At 40.0% G+C, this 20,213-nt stretch carries 11 protein-coding genes, 1 pseudogene and 1 riboswitch; of the genes and pseudogenes, 3 read left to right on the top strand and 9 right to left on the bottom strand.

Annotated elements, in window-relative coordinates; all coding sequences use genetic code 11:
• Window positions 1-219: 219 nt before the first annotated feature.
• Complete coding sequence (locus tag BUE08_RS09825; RefSeq protein WP_286680834.1) at window positions 220-9,357, top strand: chitobiase/beta-hexosaminidase C-terminal domain-containing protein; 9,138 nt, start codon at window positions 220-222, stop codon at window positions 9,355-9,357.
• Window positions 9,358-9,469: 112 nt separating this feature from the next.
• Here the strand turns inward: BUE08_RS09825 and BUE08_RS09820 are convergent, their stop codons facing one another.
• The 8 genes from BUE08_RS09820 to BUE08_RS09785 form a co-directional block, all read right to left on the bottom strand.
• The gene (locus tag BUE08_RS09820; protein ID WP_286680833.1) at window positions 9,470-10,456 is read right to left on the bottom strand and encodes a Gfo/Idh/MocA family protein; all 987 of its coding nucleotides are present in this window, start codon (window positions 10,454-10,456) and stop codon (window positions 9,470-9,472) included.
• Between the two features lie 14 nt (window positions 10,457-10,470).
• Window positions 10,471-11,286 carry a sugar phosphate isomerase/epimerase family protein gene (locus BUE08_RS09815; RefSeq protein ID WP_286680832.1) on the bottom strand — a complete coding sequence of 272 codons (816 nt, stop codon included), beginning with the start codon at window positions 11,284-11,286 and terminating at the stop codon, window positions 10,471-10,473.
• 29 nt (window positions 11,287-11,315) lie between these two features.
• Window positions 11,316-12,230, bottom strand: a complete 915-nt coding sequence (locus BUE08_RS09810; protein WP_286680831.1) for a sugar phosphate isomerase/epimerase family protein — start codon at window positions 12,228-12,230, stop codon at window positions 11,316-11,318.
• 46 nt (window positions 12,231-12,276) lie between these two features.
• Window positions 12,277-13,317: a Gfo/Idh/MocA family protein gene (locus BUE08_RS09805; protein WP_213996221.1), complete on the bottom strand. Its 1,041-nt coding sequence runs from the start codon at window positions 13,315-13,317 to the stop codon at window positions 12,277-12,279.
• A gap of 15 nt (window positions 13,318-13,332) precedes the next feature.
• Window positions 13,333-14,379, bottom strand: a complete 1,047-nt coding sequence (locus BUE08_RS09800; RefSeq protein ID WP_213996220.1) for an ABC transporter permease — start codon at window positions 14,377-14,379, stop codon at window positions 13,333-13,335.
• Window positions 14,380-14,399: 20 nt separating this feature from the next.
• Window positions 14,400-15,887 carry a sugar ABC transporter ATP-binding protein gene (locus BUE08_RS09795; protein ID WP_286680830.1) on the bottom strand — a complete coding sequence of 496 codons (1,488 nt, stop codon included), beginning with the start codon at window positions 15,885-15,887 and terminating at the stop codon, window positions 14,400-14,402.
• 89 nt (window positions 15,888-15,976) lie between these two features.
• On the bottom strand, window positions 15,977-16,966 hold the full coding sequence (locus tag BUE08_RS09790) for an ABC transporter substrate-binding protein (RefSeq protein ID WP_059032405.1): 990 nt from the start codon (window positions 16,964-16,966) through the stop codon (window positions 15,977-15,979).
• Between the two features lie 54 nt (window positions 16,967-17,020).
• Entirely contained in the window at window positions 17,021-18,034 is a 1,014-nt protein-coding gene (locus BUE08_RS09785) for a LacI family DNA-binding transcriptional regulator (protein ID WP_213950670.1), read from the bottom strand.
• A 197-nt stretch (window positions 18,035-18,231) separates the two neighbouring features.
• A riboswitch (cobalamin riboswitch) is annotated at window positions 18,232-18,407 on the top strand.
• A 115-nt stretch (window positions 18,408-18,522) separates the two neighbouring features.
• Between BUE08_RS09785 and BUE08_RS09780 the strand changes: the two genes are divergently transcribed.
• Both BUE08_RS09780 and BUE08_RS09775 read left to right on the top strand, forming a co-directional pair.
• Window positions 18,523-19,023 carry an ECF transporter S component gene (locus BUE08_RS09780; protein ID WP_059031271.1) on the top strand — a complete coding sequence of 167 codons (501 nt, stop codon included), beginning with the start codon at window positions 18,523-18,525 and terminating at the stop codon, window positions 19,021-19,023.
• A gap of 4 nt (window positions 19,024-19,027) precedes the next feature.
• Window positions 19,028-19,768 carry an alpha-ribazole kinase gene (locus BUE08_RS09775; RefSeq protein ID WP_286680829.1) on the top strand — a complete coding sequence of 247 codons (741 nt, stop codon included), beginning with the start codon at window positions 19,028-19,030 and terminating at the stop codon, window positions 19,766-19,768.
• 80 nt (window positions 19,769-19,848) lie between these two features.
• On the opposite strand, the pseudogene BUE08_RS09770 reads toward BUE08_RS09775, so the two are convergent.
• A pseudogene (locus BUE08_RS09770) lies at window positions 19,849-20,213 on the bottom strand (hypothetical protein); the annotation flags it as partial.

Genomic DNA, 20,213 nt, shown 5'->3' with positions numbered 1-20,213 from the left:
TATTTGGAAAATATTAATAAAATTCGCGGCTCAATAAGTAAAAAAATAAAAAGGGAAGGAGGTTACATAAGCGGCATTACCCAACACAGCACAAAAATAGCACAAAACAGCTTCAAAGATGCGGTAAAGTAAGATACTAAAGCTATCAGCAGATGAAGAGCACTGGAAATCGGATATTTAACGGGGAATATTTAAAAATTTATGTCAGGAGGCAGGAGTATGCCCAAAAAAATTATATCATTGTTAGTGGCTTTAGCAATGCTAGTGTCACTACTGCCGGGTATGCCGGTTATAGGATATGCTGCCGATGAGGAAACAGTCAATGAAACTGAAATAATTTCACCAGGAGCTCCAGAGGAACAACCAAATGAAGGACAAGAGGAAGGTACTTCAGCAGATGGTGCAGAAATCGAAGAAGAACAAGGAACTCCGCCGGAAGAGACACCTTCTGAAGAAGGAACGGATACCGAAGAAATGCCTCCGGAAGAAGAACCTTCGGAAGAAGAGCCTTCAGAAGAAATGCCTCCGGAAGAAGAGCCGGATGCTGAAGAAATACAGGAGGGCTCCGATACGGAAGATGGCACACCTGTGGAAAATCCGGAAGACTTAGAACCGGAAGAAGAAGTTTTGCCCGAGGCCGAAGAAGAACAGCCTCAGGTGGAAGAAGAAGTTTTGCCGCTTCTTATTGAAGAAGAGCCAAAACCTGAACCTGAATTTATCTACGCATGGATTATGCAGTGGGACGGAACTTATCCCACGGAAGGAGATACTTCGTTTTATGTGGAAGCCAAAGGGCATAACCTTGAAGAACTAGAAGCGGTAGTTTGTATATCTGACAGCAACGGTTATACTTATGTAGCAAGCCAAATGGGCAAATTTCTTTTAGGAAAAACAATCGAGGGTTATGAATGGTATATTTACAAGATGGAAATGGACAGTGGAGAAACCCTTGAAGACACGACTTATTATATTAGACTTTGGGACGAACAAACAGATACTTATTATGATGCAGAACAGAATGGCAATTTTAATCCATCATCTTCAGATCCGTCTTATATCCATCCTTATTTACGAAAGACAGGCGGACCTGTAGAAATTTCATCATCTGCTGTATCAGTCCCATTTGAACTTACGGCCAGCAGCTTTGCAACTGGTCTTTCGGAAAGCGACTTTGAAATTGAAGTTATCCATACTGATAGTATGGATTGGAACGGACCGGAGGAAGGAACAGTTGTTAAAGTCGGCGAAATGACTGATTTTGATGTAACCTTAGCAGAAAATTGCTCTTACATTATAAAAGGGAATGCGGTATTAAACGAAAATTTAGAAGCAGGGCAAAAACTTTATGCGGCAGTCACTGCGCCTACAAGGGTCGGTGATCTCACAGCCTATACGGATATGCAGCCCATATCTGTTTTATCAGATGATAGCGCCAGTATCGGACAATTTAATATATTAAACAGCCTACCATGCAGAAATATACAGGAAGAACATTTTGAAGGCGGCTCAGATTATATGCCGGCAGATGGCACTACAACGTTTGCTGTAGGGGAAAATGAAAACAAGCTTTATTTTAAGATTACAGGCACTAAACTAAGTGATGCCTCTAAACTGACTTTTACAGTAAATGATACATCAGTTCAAACCCAAAATGTTAGCATGAGCGGACCGGATTACGGTATTTACACAATTACCGGCGAAATAGCTGTCGGCTCATCTCAAGCGGGAGATTTAAAAATATTTTACAATGGTCAGGAACTTTACCAAACCTCCTTTACAAAAGTTACAGAAAGTGAGGCCAAAGGAGCTACACAATTTATCCCTATGTATGATAAAAACGATATTGAAAGCTCGATGCCTATAATGCTTGCGGGCAGTTCGTTTTATCTAGATTTAGGATATCCGTTAAATATTACGCCAGATGCATCTAAATTTACGGCAGTTTTAACCAAGTATGGAAACGATGGGATTACAACTGATGTAGCAGCAGATGTAGAAGCGGCAGATGTAGATAAAGGTCGCTTAACTTTAAAAATCGCAGTGCCCCAAAAGCTGGTGGATATGTATGAGTTTCGCGTTTTTTACGATGGCGAACCATTGAACATAGTTGGTTATAACTACAATTGGTCAACCGAAAATTTTGAATTTGATTCATATGAAAATCAGGTTAATATATATTTTGGCAATGAAGGAAAGATACCTTATATTTATATGACAAAAGAAACTTCATCGGGCTTAATCTTGTATGGCGACGGATTTTCCTCTGATAAAAATTATACAGCTCATTTTATACAAAGAGGAACTGAATCTATCAATCCTCCGGAAGAAGAACGTGATGTAGATTACCGCTCGGAAACCGAATTAGTAGTTGCAAAAGATGAGTTAAAATCTCTTTCGCCTGGCTGGTATAGCATATATCTTACCGCGGCAGCAGAAGAAGGAGAGGAACTTATAAACGGCGTCGTTGATGCAACATTGCTTCTCGCGGAAAGCGAGGCTTTGAAGCGGCCAACGGCAAGGATAGCAACCGGCGACTATACCACAGAACCCACGATATCTCTTTCTGTATCTTTTGGAGATTATAAAAGAGTAAAAATTGCAGAAAGCGTAGCAGGTCTTGAAGGTGCTGAGTGGCAAAGTACACCGCCTACATCCTATACTTTAAGCGAGACATATGGCTTAAAAACGCTTTATTTTCTTTTTGAAGCGGATGATGGGTCTACAATTACCTTAACCGCTACAATCAATTATCGACCGAGCTCTCTTGCACCAATGCTGGAATTTGGCATAGCAGGAGTAGAAATTTCCGAAGCTGGAGTAATACTTGATAAAGGAGTCTCCTACACCTTATATTTCAAACACATAGAACCCAATCTCGTTGGAACCGTAGTCTTTGAGGACGAAAATGGCAATATACTGCAAAGTGAAACACTTTACCGCACATCAGGACATGTAGGAGAGTGGGTATATTCAAAGAGCATAAAAACAGTAGACAACTTAGCAAATGCTAAACGCATTGTATTTTCAGCGAAAACAAAAACTACTCCTGAAATTTCTACCGAAAGCATCGCAATTCCGGTTGCAATTCAAGATCAGGCAAGTATAGGCGATGCTCAAACCAAATTTGATGTTGTATATTTTGGATATGGCAGCTCGGGTCAATATATTTCAAAGAATGGCAATGTAACATATTCTTTATCCGGAACAGCAGGATTTACCGCTAAAGCTGTTGTGAAATATATCAAATCTAATGGATCGGATGCAGAAGAAGAATATACCTTGCCCGAAACTGGAAATTCAACCGGAATATATAAGCTCAAATCCACATTACCGGAAGATGCCGCAAAAATAAAAAGTGTCCAATATATTATAGAAGATCCGTTAAGACCTGATATAAATAAGTTTTCTGACGAAAAAACTTATGAAATACCTATTACGTCCAGCGTAAGTTTTAAAGATCTTGACAATAGCGACGGGAAATATAATAGCGTGTATCTTACTTTAATTTCATCTCAGCCCTGGGATTATAGAAATGTTTCAATCAGAGATAATATAACTGAAATAAACTTTGAAAACCTTATTCCGGGGGTAAGTTACAAATATGATATCACCGGCACGCGCAATATGACTTTTGCGTCGGGGAATATAGATACACAGCCCGGTCAAGAAAGCGTTGTTTCGCTTTCAGGAGAAAATATCAAAGTGCCGGCAACTATTACCTTCGATAGTGGAGATGCTGAACTTAGTCCAAACTCTTATATTTACTATACCTATGTAAGCGGTGAACATACAAATTCCTCTTATGCTGCTTTTGGAACGACACAAGAGAATTTCTATGTGGGACAAGAAATTAAATATACTGTTAATCTTTCATCAACCGATCTTAGGAAATATAAAGCTATTGAACAGAAAACTTTCAAAATCGAAAACAGATCACAAAACATAACTATACCGCTAGAAGAACTTTCAACAATAAAGATAAGCGGCAAAGTCACAGATAAGAAGATATCTGGACGGCCAATCGAAGGAGTAAGCGTTACTGCAATTCAATCTGTGCATAACGGATATTTGCGGTTTAATCACTCTACATCAGCTGTCACAGACAGTGAAGGCAAATTTGAGCTTGACCTATATCCGAACGATCCAACTAGAATAAATTTAGGATGTTCCGGCTATGAAAACCTGACTATGGAAGATTTTGAACCTTCAAGCGAAGCTCCAGATATTGCAGCCGAGCTTACTTATGCCACTAAAAATACAGTTAGAATAACTTTAAAAGTGCTGCCGCTTGTTGCCGAAGGAGAAACACCGGACTTAAGCGAGGCGAGCGTTGCTGATGTAAATCAAATTTATTTGTGGTCTGCCTCCGGCATTTCGGGAGGCGTACAATATAATCCATATTATTCAAAAATAACTTTCTCAGGAGAGGACAATGCCGAAAAAGAAGTAAGCTTTACTTTCAATTCCTATAAGCTTGACTTAGTCCAGCCTACAATTACCACCAAACTTGATGCTTATGGAAATGGGAGCATCGAAGTTCTGGCACGGCAAAACGGGATGATTGCAGCAAATATTCCTACAAGTGGCGAAAACCCGCCTCTCGGTTATATGATAGTTTTTGATCAAAATGGATATCGATGTGGCAATGTAATTACTGGTGCAGGATATCTGTCGACAGCAGGACTTAATTTAAAAAACGGAACTTACACTGTTGTAGCGCTAAAAGGTTACAGTCTTGCTAAAATCAGCAATTTTTGGACCCTGTCTCGGTTAAAGGCTGCTTTACCGGCTGAAGATACGTTTTATGTCGAAAAAACAGTTAATGTCCGAAACGGTATATTGACTGATTTAGGGGATGTAGAAATACCGGAAATTGTTACGAACGAGCTCCTTGGCGGCTTTAATGTTCGCTTTGAGACAGAGTACGTTCCAAGCACCGATGAAGCAAAAGTTGTAGCCCGTATAGAGGGACTGAGTTCATCTAGGGAAAAGAACTTGCTAATAAATTACATCGCAGCACAAAGTGCAACTTCTACTGTAAAAGATGACAGTGCTTTTATAGACGGGAAGAAGATGAACTACAATAATTCTTATTTTCCGATAAATACAGAAGATAGAAAAATACTTGATCACCTGGTGCAATTCTCAGTTATCCCGTCTGAGAACCAGCAAATTGTTACTGCTGATATAGAAATTTCATATATCTTAAATGATCAGCTTTTTACTGAAAAGTTTTCTCAGACGATACCTGTTGACAGAGTAACACTTGAAACCAAGGAACAGATAGAACAGGGAGAAAAAGCCAGATCATTGAGTGTTTCAGGAACTGCACCGGCAGGAGCCAATGTGGAAATTTATGATGGTCCTGAACTTGTCGGTTCTGTTACAGCAGACGCAAAAAATCATTATACTTCCATAATATCTCTAACGCATCCGGATGAACCCGGTGTACATTTACTGACAGCAAAAGCAGAATATAATGAAAAAATGGTTACATCTGTAGAGACGCCAGTAGAAGTTTTAAGCAAGAGGATGTCAGCTTATGCAAGCAATATAGAATTTTTACACTATCCGCACAGCATGTGGAATGATTACAATTTAAAAACTAATTTTCTACTTGACGATCCTCAAAATCCGAACTATTCTCCGAACCGTTTTTACAATCCTAATATGAAGACTAAAATAACATTTAGAATCAACAATTTATTACAAAATCAAATAGATGAGGCAATGGTAGTAACATCTTACCTCGGAGTAGAAAGCGTGCATAAAGCAAAATGGAAAAACGATGTAGAAAACGAAGATAGTGTTTATTCTGAATGGGAAGTGGATGAAGCTTTAGGGTTAATTGACAATGTTTACGTTCAATTTACACTAAAAGATGTGGATGAGCTGAGTATGATTACCGGATATCAAGTTCCTGATTTTAACGAGGCAGTAAGTGCAACGCCAGATCCGGCAGAAGTTTTGCCAGAAATTAGAGATAACGCAGCTAATGCCGATATACAAATAGATCCGACATCATATAACGGTTCTATACCTGTTGACGGCGGAGGTAGTTTGAACTTTAATATTGCATTTAGTGAGAATGTAGAAGTTACACCTGAACAACTTGAAGCTCAAGGTTTTCGAAGGTTCAATACACTGCAAGGCAGCTATTGGGTAAAGGAAAGTGTTGTTACAACTGACGGAGCAGAGCCCGGAACAGTTGACTCTCAGATGAGGCGCCAGATGTACTTTGATGAGAATCTTACTAGAATTTTAAAGGCTGATCAATATGCTGCAAACAATCAACCCAAAGCTCTAAAGGCTTCTTCTCAAACAGCCGGAGCTACGGACACTGCATTGAGTGCTATTGATATTACCGGTAATCTGCAAAATACAGGAGAGATAGTGTACGAAAAATTAAAAGGGGCACCGGCCGAACTTGGTCGTTATGGAACAGCCATGAATGTTGTGGGCGGTGCAGGTCTTGCCGTAAACATCTTACGAGGCCGTACAACCAAAGATGCGCAAGCCCTCTATGATGTAGTAAACCTTGTCAGAGATACTAAAAAACAAAATGCATTGTGTCAAGAAATTAGGGATTACAGTGATTTGACCGTAAGCCACTATTGTATCAGCAACACGTTTAACAGTGTAGGCTATGTGGCAGGTTATATAGGTCCTATAGGAAAAGGCTTAAGCATAATAACTTCCTTAGGCGGCAGTTGGTACAACAGCAGCACCAGTCAAGAGCTGGATGCAATGTGGGATTCCATAATGCGCAGCATAATGATAGAGCTTAAGCTTCAAGATTACAAACCTACACGAAAAGAAAAGCAGGAAAAGACAAAATGGTTGCTCGATCCCTCTGGATACGTTTTTGAAGGCATAGACTCTAACCGGGTAGAAGGTGTAGAAGCTTCTATATATGGCAGTGATAGCAAAGACGGCTCTTACAACTTCTGGCAAGAGGCCAGCGAAAGCAACCAAGAAAACCCGCAGCTTACGAATTATGATGGACGTTACGGTTGGGATGTTCCTGAAGGCTGGTGGAAAGTACAATTTAGCGATGAACAAGAAAAGTACTTGCCATCCGAGACAAAACCTATGGAAGTTCCGCCTATTCATGACAAAGTAAATATAGGACTTCTGGCCACAGAAAAGCCAAATGTTATAGGAGCAGCCCTAACCCCTAAAGGGCTTGAAATCGAATTTGACAAGTTTATGCAAGCAGAAAGTATCTATGAAGAGGATATGGGAATAATTAACGCTGAAGTATATGGCGACAGCGGCAACCTGGTACCTATAGAAAAAATAGATTTTCTGATCACGGCAGAAAACACAGCCTACAAAAAAGATATGGATTATCAAAGAGATATTATTTACTCAGACAACTTCGTAAAACGTATTTGCCTTGTAGCAGATGAGACAAAATACCCCGGCGGATTTCATATGTATAAAGAAGATGGTGAAACACTGGAGACTTACATTGCCGAAGTCAGCCAAAATGTTAAAAGTTATGCAGGGGTTAAAATGGCAGCTGATTATATAACTGAAGCTCTTACACTGAAAGAGCGGACAACTGCCGCAATTCCAACAGCTGATATAGCTGACGGTTCTTATGCAGAACCTATTTACGTAAAGCTTTCCAGTGAAACGCCGGGAGCTACTATTTACTACACTACTGACGGATCTAATCCGACCACGCTAAGCCGTGTCTACAAGGAAATTGTAAACACAGAAGATGGAAAATCAGGGTTGCCTATTGAAAAGACATGTGTCTTAAAGTTCTTTGCCTCTAAAGTAGGTATGGATGACAGCGATATAGCCACTGCTTCCTACACAATCGGCGAGGCGGGACAAAACATAACGGCAGCACCTACGGCCAGTATACCTTCGGGAACGTATAGCGGCACACAGCATGTAACTCTCAGCTGCAGAACGCCCGGAGCTACAATATACTATACTTTAGATGGAACACGTCCAAGCATAAGCAGTAATATTTACTCCGGCCCTATCGAAATTGCAAAGACTACAACAATAAAGGCTATAGCTGTAAAAGAAGGATATGCTGACAGTGCAGTTGCAACATTTGTTTATGTCATAAAGGAAAGTGCAGGCGGAGGTGAAAACGGCGGCGGAACAGGTGGAACAGGTGGTGGTTCTACTACTAAAAAAACTACTTCCGAGAGCGAACCGACTGTTACAGTTGAAAAATCCGATGGAATCTCAATTGTCAAAGCTGTAATAGAAACTACAGTTTCCGATGGAAAAGCCACTGAAAATATTACTGCAGATATCATGGAAGCATTAATTGAAAAAGCTGTAAAAGAAGGAGCCGGAGCCGTGATTCAGCTTAATATCCAAACAGGGGACGGCGTATCCCGGATTGCAGCTGATATACCTGCCGAGTCTTTAGAAACTGCTGCGGCAAAGGGAATTTCTGTTGAATTCTTGTCTCCTTTAGCTTCAATACTCTTTGATGAAAAAGCGCTTGATGAAATTGCCAAAGCCTCGCCTTCTGAAAATGTAAGTATAACAATTTCTTCACTCTCACCAATTATTTCTGATGATTTGAGAATAGGCGGAAGGCCGACTTATGAGCTGACAGTTAAAGCGGGAAGTAAAACAATTTCGGATTTTGGCGATGGGATCGCAACAGTTCGCATTCCGTATAAATTACAATCAGGTGAAAACAGGAATGCTATAGTGGTCTATTACTTGGGAGATGAAGAGAACTTAAGACTTGTAAGGGGCCGCTATGATGCTAAAACAATATCTGTAGTTTTTAAAACAAATCATTTCTCTAAGTTTATAATAGGATACAACTTGGTGACATTTAAAGACGTGCCTGCTTCTGCCTGGTATAAAGATGCTGTAGACTTTATTGCAGCAAGAGGTATAACCACAGGAACCGCGGAGGGAATCTTTAGCCCGCAAGAGCAGCTGACGCGCAGCCAATATTTAGTTATGCTGATGAGGGCATACGGAGTAGAACCCGATGCGCAGCCGAAAGACAACTTCCTAGATGCCGGCAGCACATATTATACCGGTTATCTGGCAGCAGCTAAACGCCTTAATATTACAAAAGGTATCGGCAGCAACCTTTTTGCTCCGGAGCGGCCGATTACAAGACAGGAAATGTTTACACTGCTTTACAACACCTTAAAGGAGCTGGGAGAATTGCCTGTCGGCACTACCGGAACAACCCTGGAAAGCTTCAGAGATGCCGATAAAGTAGCTCCTTGGGCAAAAGAAGCTGTGGAATATCTGACCAAAACAGGAATGGTGCGCGGAAGTAATGGCTTGTTAACTCCCGAAAGCATTGCAACAAGGGCTGAGATGGCGCAAGTGCTTTACAATTTGCTCTAGATTCAGCTGGTAAATTTAGTAAACAGCAAAAAATAAGCAGCAAAAAAACACACAAGGAGGCGCTCTTTAAAAGAGCGCCTCCTTTCTAGTATGTCCGGAATAGGTGCAGTTCTTAGACTGCCGGCTTTTCTTCTTCGGTTATTTTTTCTAAAATCTTAATCCCTTCTATGATTTCATCAGGGTGGATACGTTCTGACGGAACGCCTCTTTCTATACATTCTATAAAATGTGAAAGCTCACGGTAAAACATGTCGCTGGCAGGCAGGTTTATCTCGGTGGCTACCGCTTTATCCTCTTGAAAGTTATAAGTGAAAGGTTCTTTATCATGCTCATAAACTGTAACTTTTTTTCCATCGTTTTCTAATACTGCATTTTCAAAATATACACGCCAAGCAGCTTTGAAGGGATAATTTGCATTAAACCAGGCTGCCTCTGCCGTAATGTTTAGATTGTCAAGTGTATAGTTGAATCTGTAATGCTCTTTATATCCGGCATCAGGCCTGCCACAACTTGTATATGTAAAGTTTTTTGGCTTTCCGAAAATGCTTATAATCAAATCCAAGTCATGGACATGCAAGTCAAAGGGCACAAGTCCGCTTTTCTTTCTGTCAAAAAGCCACCCTCCCTTGCTCCATGTAGGGCAAGCGCTAAGTCTTATGAAATAGCCGTCCAGAGGCTTGCCGTATTTTTCGCTTTTTACGGCTTCATAAAGAATTTCAGATTCTCTTGTAAAACGCACGACTTGACCTACAAAAAGCAAAAGATTTTTTTTGGCGGCAAGGTCGAACATTTCCTTAGCATCTTTTGCGCAAAGCGCCATTGGTTTTTCCACAATTACATGTTTGCCGCAATTTAAGCTTTCTACTACATGTTCTTTATGAAGATAAGTAGGTGTGCATACATCTATCACATCTATTTGTTCATTTGCTGTCATGGAAGCTATGTCATCATATACGGCTAAATTGAACTTTGCGGCTTTTTCTTTATCCTGCGCAGTATTGCATACTACTGCGACAACTTTGCATCCGTCAATATTTTTGTAGTTATCATAATGCACATTTCCTATGCCCCCAAAGCCAACCATACCAATCTTGACCATCGGTATCCCTCCATTTAAGCACTAAAAAGGCCTATTTTTTTAAGATAATCGTAAGAATCCTTTACTGCTTGATTTACTTCATCAAGATTTCTTGCTCCGTCCTTTGTAAATTCTATTTCTATACTGAGAGGGCAATTGTTATTGGCTTTGTCTAATTCGCTAATAATCCTCTCAAAATCAACGTTTCCTTTGCCTATTGCAGGAAAATTCCACTCGTTATTGGCACCGGCTTTGTCTTTTAGGTGAATATGCCCGATTTTATCTATACATGAACTTATGTCTTCTACCGGATCAATATTTCCATAATATATAACATTTGCAGTATCATAATTTATCATGACTGTCGGCGAGTCCACTAAATCTACAATTTTTTTAAGTTGTTTTCCTGTTCCGTGCTTGCCGTGGTTTTCAAGACATAGTTTGAGATTATATTCCTGTAGGTATGGCACAATCTCTTTTATCTGTTTTGCCACTTCTTCATCGGAAGTTTCAGTTCTATCTTTTAAATGTGCCTCTCCAATTGAAGATATAATATAGTCGCATCCGAAAAATGCCGCAAGTTTAATATTTAAGATAAAATCATTAAGGCGCTCTGTATCCATAAGGTTGCAGTGACCGCTCATGGAAATCGGCGTAAGCTCCGCCTTTTTTAGACTGTCTTTTATTCTGCAGAGCTCTTCAAACGTCATCGTTGGAAAGACATGCTCGGTCCATCCTTTTGTTGCTGTAAGCTCAATATACTTGAAACCAGCCTTGCTTATACCGGAAATAGCATCATCGAGAGAGTAGCCGTGATAAGTGTTTGAATTTACCGCAATAATTCTTTTCACACCATAAGACCCCCTTTAAATTTGAATTTCTAGATTACAAACTGTTCTAAATACCTCTTTGAAAGTTTCAGGCTTGCAAGGACCCTTTCTTCGTTTTCCTCAAAAGCCCTGTCCTCTATTTCTATACACGCATATCCATTGTATCCTATATCAGTGAGAGATGAAACATAAGCTCCCCAGTTTACATCGCCAAGACCCGGGATTTTAGGACTCATGTAATCTAGGGGATAAGCCAGCGTCCCCACTTCTTTTAATTTATCAGGGTGCAGTTTAATATCTTTGAAGTGAACATGAAAAATTTTGTCTCGGAATTCATAAACCGGTTTTATGTAATCCATCATTTGCCAGATAAAATGACTTGGATCAAGATTTATACCGAAATTATCGCTTGGAATAATTTCAAACAATTTTCTCCAGATTTTAGGAGAATTAAAAAGGTTCTGCCCACCCGGCCACTGGTTTTCATCAAAAAGCATTGGACAGTTTTCTATGGCAACTTTTACCCCTTTATTTTCTGCATAGCTTATAATAGGCGGCCAGACTTCCTTAAAAAGTTCTATATTTTCCTCAACGCTTTTATACTGATTTCTTCCTATAAATGTTGTCACCATATTAACCCCAAGTTTTGCGCTGGCATCTATTACTTTGTATAGATGAGAAACATTTGCACGGCGCATCTCTAAGTCATTTCCGATGGTATTAGGATAAAAGGCAAGGGACGAGATTTGAACTTTTTTATTTCTGCAATAATCCCTTATGTAAGCGGCTTTTTCATCATTAAGGCTATCCACATCAATATGGCTGACGCCGGCATACCTTCTTTCCGCTGTTCCTTTAGGCCAGCATGCAACTTCAACACATTCAAATCCTAGTTCGGCTGCAGTATCAATTAGTTTTTCGAAACTGTAATCAGCTAAAATTGCACTTACAAATCCCATTTTCATGCATACCATCTTCTTTCTTTTATTTATTGGATACTATCAGATATAATTAATCTTGATCTATGGTAATGGTTTTACCTTTTTCAGATGATTCTATGCTTGCAAATACTGCTTTCATAGAACTTAGCGCGGCTTTTCCGGATAATTCTGTATCCCTGTCATTTAGTATGCTGTCCACAAATAAATCTATGACACCGGATTTTGTTTGTTTTTCATTTGTCTGTATGCCTTCCATTTCGAAATTTATTTTCTCTCCATCATGCATAAGAACTTTTATAGCATACTGAGGATCATCATATATTCTCATAATGCCTTTTGTTCCATATAATATGGTGCTGTTGTCCTCTGGTCCATAATATGTCCAACTTGCCGTCATTATTCCGATGATTCCATTTTCCATTTTATATATGCAAAATGCATTATCGTCTACGCTTATAGGTTTGCCGTCAGAAGTCTTTTTGTTTAATGTAGCAAGTTTTGCCGTTGTTTCTACAATTTTTTTACCGGTTAAAAACTGTATCAAATCCGTCTTGTGAATTCCAAGGTCTGCCATAGCACCCATAACCGCGGTATTCTTGTCAAAAAACCACACATCAGGACCTGCATCAATGCTCCACGTTTCCGGGCCACCGTGCCCAAAGGTAGTTTTGAAGGTAATTATATCGCCAATCAATCCTTCTTCCACCAGCTTTTTTGCCCTTCTGTGAGCAGGAGCAAGTCTTTGGTTGTGACCTATAAGTAGTTTTTTGCCCGCATCCTCAGCTGCTTTAACCATGGCTTTACAATCTTCAAGAGTTGTTGCCATAGGTTTTTCACAAAGCACATGCTTTCCTGCGCGAAGTGCCTCAATTGTTATCTGGGCATGCAAATTATTTGATACGCATACGCTTACTGCATCTATTGTGGGATTTGAAAGTAATTCTTCGCAAGAAGCATAAGCTATTCCGCCATATTTTTGGGCAATTTCCTTTGTTCTGTCCGGATTTTTATCGTAAAAACCTACTAGGCGGCAATTTTTATTATCAAGATATTCAGGTATATGTCTTACTTGAGCAATTTTCCCACATCCGATAATACCAACATTAATCATAAAGTTATCCTCCTTTTAGGCTTTTTCTTTCTTCTGTAAAAGCACCGCGCAAACAACTATTAGACCTTTAAAGGCTTCTCTTAAGAAAGGCGGTACTCCAAAAAGATTTAGAAGGTTGTTCATCACAGCGATAATCAGCATACCAAAAACAGTGCCTAATACGGTGCCTCTTCCGCCGCTCATGCTTGTTCCTCCCACTACAGCCGCAGCAATTGCGTCCATCTCGTAGCCGCTGCCTGCGTTTGCAAAGTCCATGGAGCCTATTCGCGACACCTGAATTATCGCAGAAATCGCCACAAGTATTCCCATAAGTGAGTATACGCCTGTTTTGACTTTGTCTACATTAACGCCTGAAAGTTTAGCTGCTTTTTCATTAGAGCCTACTGCGATCACTTGCCGTCCAAACACCGTCCGTTTTGAGACATAATATAGTATGCTTGCAATAACCAGCCAAAATATAATAGGCATTAACATAAAATTTCCTATTTTCATGTTTGCAATTTGAAGGAATTCTCTCGGAACCGTTGGATTGTAACCCTGCATAAAATGCTGTGTAACACTTCTAAAAATCTTCATTGCGCCCAATGTTGCGATAAACGGAGGTATCCTGCCTTTGGTTATTAATAGCCCAATCCCTGTACCCAGGCAATATCCTAACACGATTCCTGCAATAATCGCTATCGCAAATGCCGGGATGCCGGTTATACCCATATTTATCAATATGCCCTTTGGCCCTTTGTCAATAAGCATCATCATAACAGCGCCTATTGCAACTGTCGTGGAACCTACCGCAAGATCTATGCCTCCCGAAATTATTACAAATGTCATCCCAAGGGAGATTATGCCAATACCTGCATTATTTCTTAAAATATTTATCCAATTGTTCAGCCACGAACTAAACCAGCTGCCGATGGAGTCATAATCAAACCCCAAAACCAATGTCTGTAATATAATAATGAGTAAGAGAACTATGGCGGTGCTAAAAAGCGGTTCCGCGGTCCATCTGTATTTGAACCATTCAAAAAAGCTTCTCTTCCTTTTTCTGCCGGTATCATCACTCATATTTTGTTCCCCTTTCTTGCTTATTCCAGTCTCCCGCCGGTAGCTAGCCGCATTATGTCATGTTCGTTCATTGTCTTGTCAAAAACTTCGCCTTGGATTGCTCCATGATACATTACGATTGCTCTATCACATATTCTCACAATCTCCTGGGCTTCGCTGGAAAGCACGATTACGGCAATATTTTCATCTGCAAGATTTAATATAATGTCATAGATATCTTCTTTGGCTCCCACATCAACACCCTGAGTAGGATTATCCAGCACTAGAACTTTAGGATTTGCCGACAGCCACTTTGCAAGTACAACCTTTTGCTGGTTACCTCCTGAAAGACTGTTAATGCTGTCGCTAATCTTTCCAAGTTTTATTCTCAGTTCTTTAATTTGCCTGTTGAATATGTTGATATGTCTTGGCCAGTCGATTACTCCTCTTTTTGCAAACAATGGCCATGTAACTATGGATGCATTTTCAAGCACATTCATGTCTTTTATTATTCCGTTTTCTTTTCTATTGCCCGGAAGGTATCCAATACCTATATGAAGGGCTTGGGTTGTGCTAAAAATTTTAATCTCTTTGCCTTCAAGAAATATCTTTCCGTCAAGTATGCTCTCTGCTCCAAAAACCGATTGAAAAAGTTCGCTTCGCCCGTCTCCCAGCAGGCCGGTTACGCCGAGGATTTCTCCGGCCCTTACCGATAAACTGATGTTTCTGTACGCCTTTTCATGAGTAAGCCCTTCCAGGCGAAGAATTTCTTTACCCAATTTTCTTTTTCTTGACAATTGCTCGGTTCTCACATCATAGCCCACCATAAATCTTGCCAGATCGTCAGTTGTTACATCGCTTACATTTCCTTCGGCAACCAGGCAGCCATCTCTTAGCACTATGTATCTTTCGCATATCTCCATTACTTCGTTTAATTTATGAGATATAAAGATGATGCCTACACCTCGCTCTTTTAGCGTCCTCATCATCTTAAAGACTCGTTCTATTTCAGGTTCTGTCAGCGAAGTAGTAGGTTCGTCCATTATTATTATCGATGCATTCATCATCATGGCTCTGCATATTTCAACTATCTGCTTGTAGGATGTATCTAAATCTCGAACCATGATTTTGGGGTCTAGGTCTACATTCATTTCCCTGAAAACTTTTTCTGTTTCATAAACCATTCTTTCTAAATCTAAAGTCCCTCGTTTGTTTTTTAGCTCTCTGCCTAAAAACATGTTTTCATATACAGGCAAATCATTTATAAGGTTAAGCTCTTGGTGTATAAATGCTATACCGGCATTAAGAGATTCTGCAGGGCTTTCAAATTCTACTTCTTTGCCGTCCAGATATATTTTTCCCGAATCCATCTTGCAGACTCCGCCTAGTATATTCATAAGCGTTGATTTGCCTGCCCCGTTCTCACCTATAAGTGCGCATATTTCACCGCCTTTTATTGTAAATGATACATTTTTTAGCACTTTATTGCTTCCAAATGATTTTATGATATTTTTCATTTCAACTATCATGAAACCACATCCATCTTTTTATATGCAAAAGGTTATGGCGACGCCATAACCTTTTGTCTTAGTTGTCTCAATCAACGTATGCTTTTGGTTTAATACGGCGAATTCGGATCTAAGAAATCTTTGTAATTTGTTCTGTCTACTATAGTAGTCGGGATAATTGTAACCTCGGGAGCGTCTTCACCCTTTAATAATTTTACAGCAAGATCGATGGCATCTTTTACCATGGCAGGGCTGTAAAGCGCGGATTCAAGCCATATATCTTCATTTTCGGGCATCATTCTGAAATATTCCTGCATTCCTCCGCCGCCGGTAATGACTTTGATATCGGTTCGGCCTGCTTCTCTTATAGCCTGAAGAACACCTATGGAAGTCTCATCGTCCATGGAAAACACGGCATCGATTTTCGGATTGCTGGTTAGTATATCTGCAAAATCCTTCAAACCGTCTTCCCGAGTAAACTTTGTTGCATATGTAAGTATGTTCCAATCGGGAGCAATTTGCGCCGCTGTTTCCATAAAGCCCTTTTTCCTAAGCTCTGATACTGAACCGGATGTAGGAACTTCTAAAACTACAACAGTTCCCTCTTTGCCTATTTTGTCAGCAATATACTTGGCGCCTTCAATTCCCATGCCTTCATTGTCGCCGGATACTCTGTAAACACCGTCTACATCGATTACGATATCAAAGTTTACAACCTTTATTCCGGCATCCAAAGCCTTCTTTATGGGCTCTTCCATGCCTTCCCACTGAGGAAATGCTACTATAGCCTGTGCGCCCCATGTCATCAGGTCATCTAATTGAGCAGTCATTTCTTCAGCATTACTGCTGGTCTGAATTTTGTAGTCGATCTGGTCTGACAACTCTTTTGCGCGGGCCTCCGCGTGATAGGCAACAGCTGCAACCCAACCGTGGGTAACAGCAGGGGCTAAGATACCAACCTTGAATTTCTCTCCTCCACCGCTATTTTCGCTAGGTGTGCCTTCTTCATTGCTATTAGTTGCCTGCTGGCCGCCGCAGCCTGTCAGAAGTACTGCTAACGCCAAAGTTAAAACTAAAATTACGCTAACAAACTTTTTCATCAAAACACCCCTTTTATATTTATTTTTATACTAATTAACTGCATGCTTTAGCAGTTAATTGCATGTTGAAATTGGCGCCGATGATTCGCGAATAATAAATTTATGGGGAAGTATCACTTTTTTATCGATTTCCTTTTTATTGCTCATGCAGGCGTGCAGAAGCTTAAAAGATTCCCTTCCAAGTTCGTAGCAAGGCTGAGCGATAGTAGTTATATAGGGATGAAACATTGTAGTATAATCTACATCGTCAAAACCCGTAATTGTAACATCTTCAGGCACCCTAAGTCCCATTTCTTTTGCCGCTGTAATCGCGCCTAGTGCAATAGTATCTGATATGCAAAAAATAGCCGTAGGTCTGTCTTTTTGTTTAAGTAAGTCAAAAGCCGCAGCTTTACCGCTTTTAAAGGAATATTCTGCATCAGCAAATGCAATATACCTTTTTTTCATCGCAAGACTATGCTTTTTAAGTGTATCCTTGTAGCCTTGCAGCCTGAGAGCAGTTGAAATATAACTGTTGCAGCTGCTTATAGTGGCAATTTTTTTATGTCCCAGACCTATAATATATTCCATTACATCTACAGCAGCTTTGTAGTTGTCAATAGAAACCCTTGGAACATCAAGTTTCTCCACATATTCAGAGCAGTGCACTAAAGGGTATTTTTCCGCGTATTCTGCTACCCATAATGAATCCGTATTGCATGCAAGGAGGATAGCGCCATCTGCCCGCTTTCTTTTTAGCATATCCATGCTGCTTCTTTCCCGCTCCTCATTCCCTGCGGTATTATATATAAGCGCACTGTATCCCAGTTTTGCTGCCTCATCGCCGATACCTGCAAGTATATGTGCATAATAAGGGTTTGTTATATTTGGAGCAATTATAAGTATTACCCGCGTCTCATTTCGCCTCAGATTGCGTGCAGACATATTAGGCTCAAAGGAAAGTTTTTCTATGGCTTTATAAACCCTTTCGCAGGTTTCCGGTTTTACTGACCCTTTTTTATTTAATACTCTTGATACTGTTGCTACAGATACATTTGCTTCTTTAGCAACATCTGCGATTTTGACCATATCGATTCCACCAATGTTAATATAAAATAATTTTGTGATAATTTTGAATGTAATCCATTACACTTTTTAGAAAAAAAAATAAAAAAGCAAAATGTAATCCATTACATTTTAAGTATAAGCTTATAAATTTGTTTTGTCAATATTATCTTAAAATTATCTTGTTGACTTTTTTGTTAAAATTGCCTACAATTAAGTTAAAGTAAAAAATTGCTTAAGGTGCCCGTTTGGGAGAATAGGGAAGTCCGGTGCAAATCCGGTGCGGTCCCGCCACTGTAAAGGGGAGCTTCTTAAAATATCCACTGGCTATAATGCCGGGAAGGGTTAGGCAGCTATGAACCTCAGCCAGGAGACCTGCCTTAAGAATCGGTTTTCCGGGGATGATGGTAAAGTCCACGGTCTAATATCAAATTAGACTGTGGGCTTTTTGTTTTCTCTCAAAATCACCTTATGCAATTTAACAAATAAAAAATATGAAAGGATGATTATTTATGGAACAAGAAAAGACCAGACAATTAGCGCTTACGGGTATGTTTATCGCTCTAAGCGCAGTTGGCGCACTGATTAAAGTGCCAAGTCCTACAGGAACGGTAGCCTTTGATTCGGCGCCGGGTTTTGTAGCGGCTCTCTTGCTAGGACCGGGTTTAGGGGCACTGGCTGCAGCATTGGGCCACCTTTTTACAAGTCTTTTTGCCGGATTCCCTATGACATTTCCCATTCACATAATAGTAGCGCTTGAGATGGCGGCATTTGCAGCTATATATGGCTACCTCGGGAAAAAGAACCTTCCTTTAGCAGTTGTTGCAGTATCTATTTTAAATGGTGTTGTGGCACCTGCCACATTTATCGTTTTTCCTCAATTCGGAATGGCATTTTTTGTATCCATGCTAGTTCCTCTTTTAGTAGCTTCTGCTGCAAATGTTATTGTTTCTGCACTTATATATAAAGCTATTTCTAGTACAGCTAAAGCAAGATTTTCTAATGGGAGATAGTCCTGTGAATAAAAAAATTTTAAATGTGTCCAATAGGGATGTAAGTTTTATAAAATTAATAGAGGATATATACCTTGTAGTAGCATGCGATTCTTGTGGGGCAGTGGGTGAAAAATCACTGGATGTTGTCAAGGTTCCTCCGTATATAGTAGGAAGGTTTACCAGTCGAGTTGCGCTGATGGAAACTTTTTCAGTGGGAGCCTGCCCAAAAGCTTTAACCGCTGCAATATGCAACGAACCAAACCCTACAGGAGAGGGTATGCTTGCCGGAATTAAAGATGAACTGGATGAAGTGTGTCTTGATGTGCCAATTGTAATAAGTACAGAAAAAAATATGGAAACATCTCAGACGGGCCTTGGCATAACTGTTGTTGGAATTTGCAAAGAGAATGAGCTGCGTGTAAATGCAACACAGCCAAAAGATAAACTATATTGTCTAGGTAAGCCTAAAGTAGGAAATGAAGTTTTATTAGATGATCCCGAAATTGCTTCAACGCTTCTTGTAAAAAAGCTCCTTGAAGCACCAAATGTTCACGATATTGTTCCGGTTGGATCGAAGGGAATAAAAAATGAAGCCGAAATGCTCGCTTCATCCCTTGAATTAAATCTAAAATGGAAAGAGAATCTTCCTGTAGATATAAAAAAGACTGCAGGACCTGCTACTTGCGTCCTTGTGACATGCGCCGGCAATATTGATATTTCGTGCACACAACCAGTATTCTTTCTTGCTGAATTCAACAAATAGATTGCAATATAAGAACCTCGATATTTAAAGTAAGCAAGGGATTTTTGAAGTCGGGACAAGTTTTGTCCCGACTTTTTAAACTATTTAAAGAAAATAGCTACGAAACCTAGAACCACCGTTACTATCAAACCAAAAGCCCACTTTTGAAGTCCGCCAATTTCTCTGCGAACTTCTTCGAATTTAACTTCTGTTCTCTCAGCTAAATTATCTATCTTTTTGTTTACTTCGCCGAATTTCGTATCTGTCTTGTCAGATAGAGCCTTGATTTCGTCGTGGACTTCGTTGAACCTCGTATCTGTTTTATCAGATAGAGCCTTGATTTCGTCGTGGACTTCATTGAACCTCATATCTGTCTTGTCAGATAATGCCTTGATTTCCTCATGAACTTCGTTGAACCTCATATCTGTCTTGTCAGATAATGCCTTGATTTCCTCATGAACTTCAT

It is taken from the genome of Tepidanaerobacter sp. EBM-49 (assembly GCF_001896645.1).
In the GTDB taxonomy this organism is placed as follows: Bacteria; Bacillota; Thermosediminibacteria; order Thermosediminibacterales; family Tepidanaerobacteraceae; genus Tepidanaerobacter; species Tepidanaerobacter syntrophicus.
The sequence above is the reverse complement of the archived record's forward strand: the minus strand, read 5'-3'. Positions and strand labels throughout refer to the sequence as shown.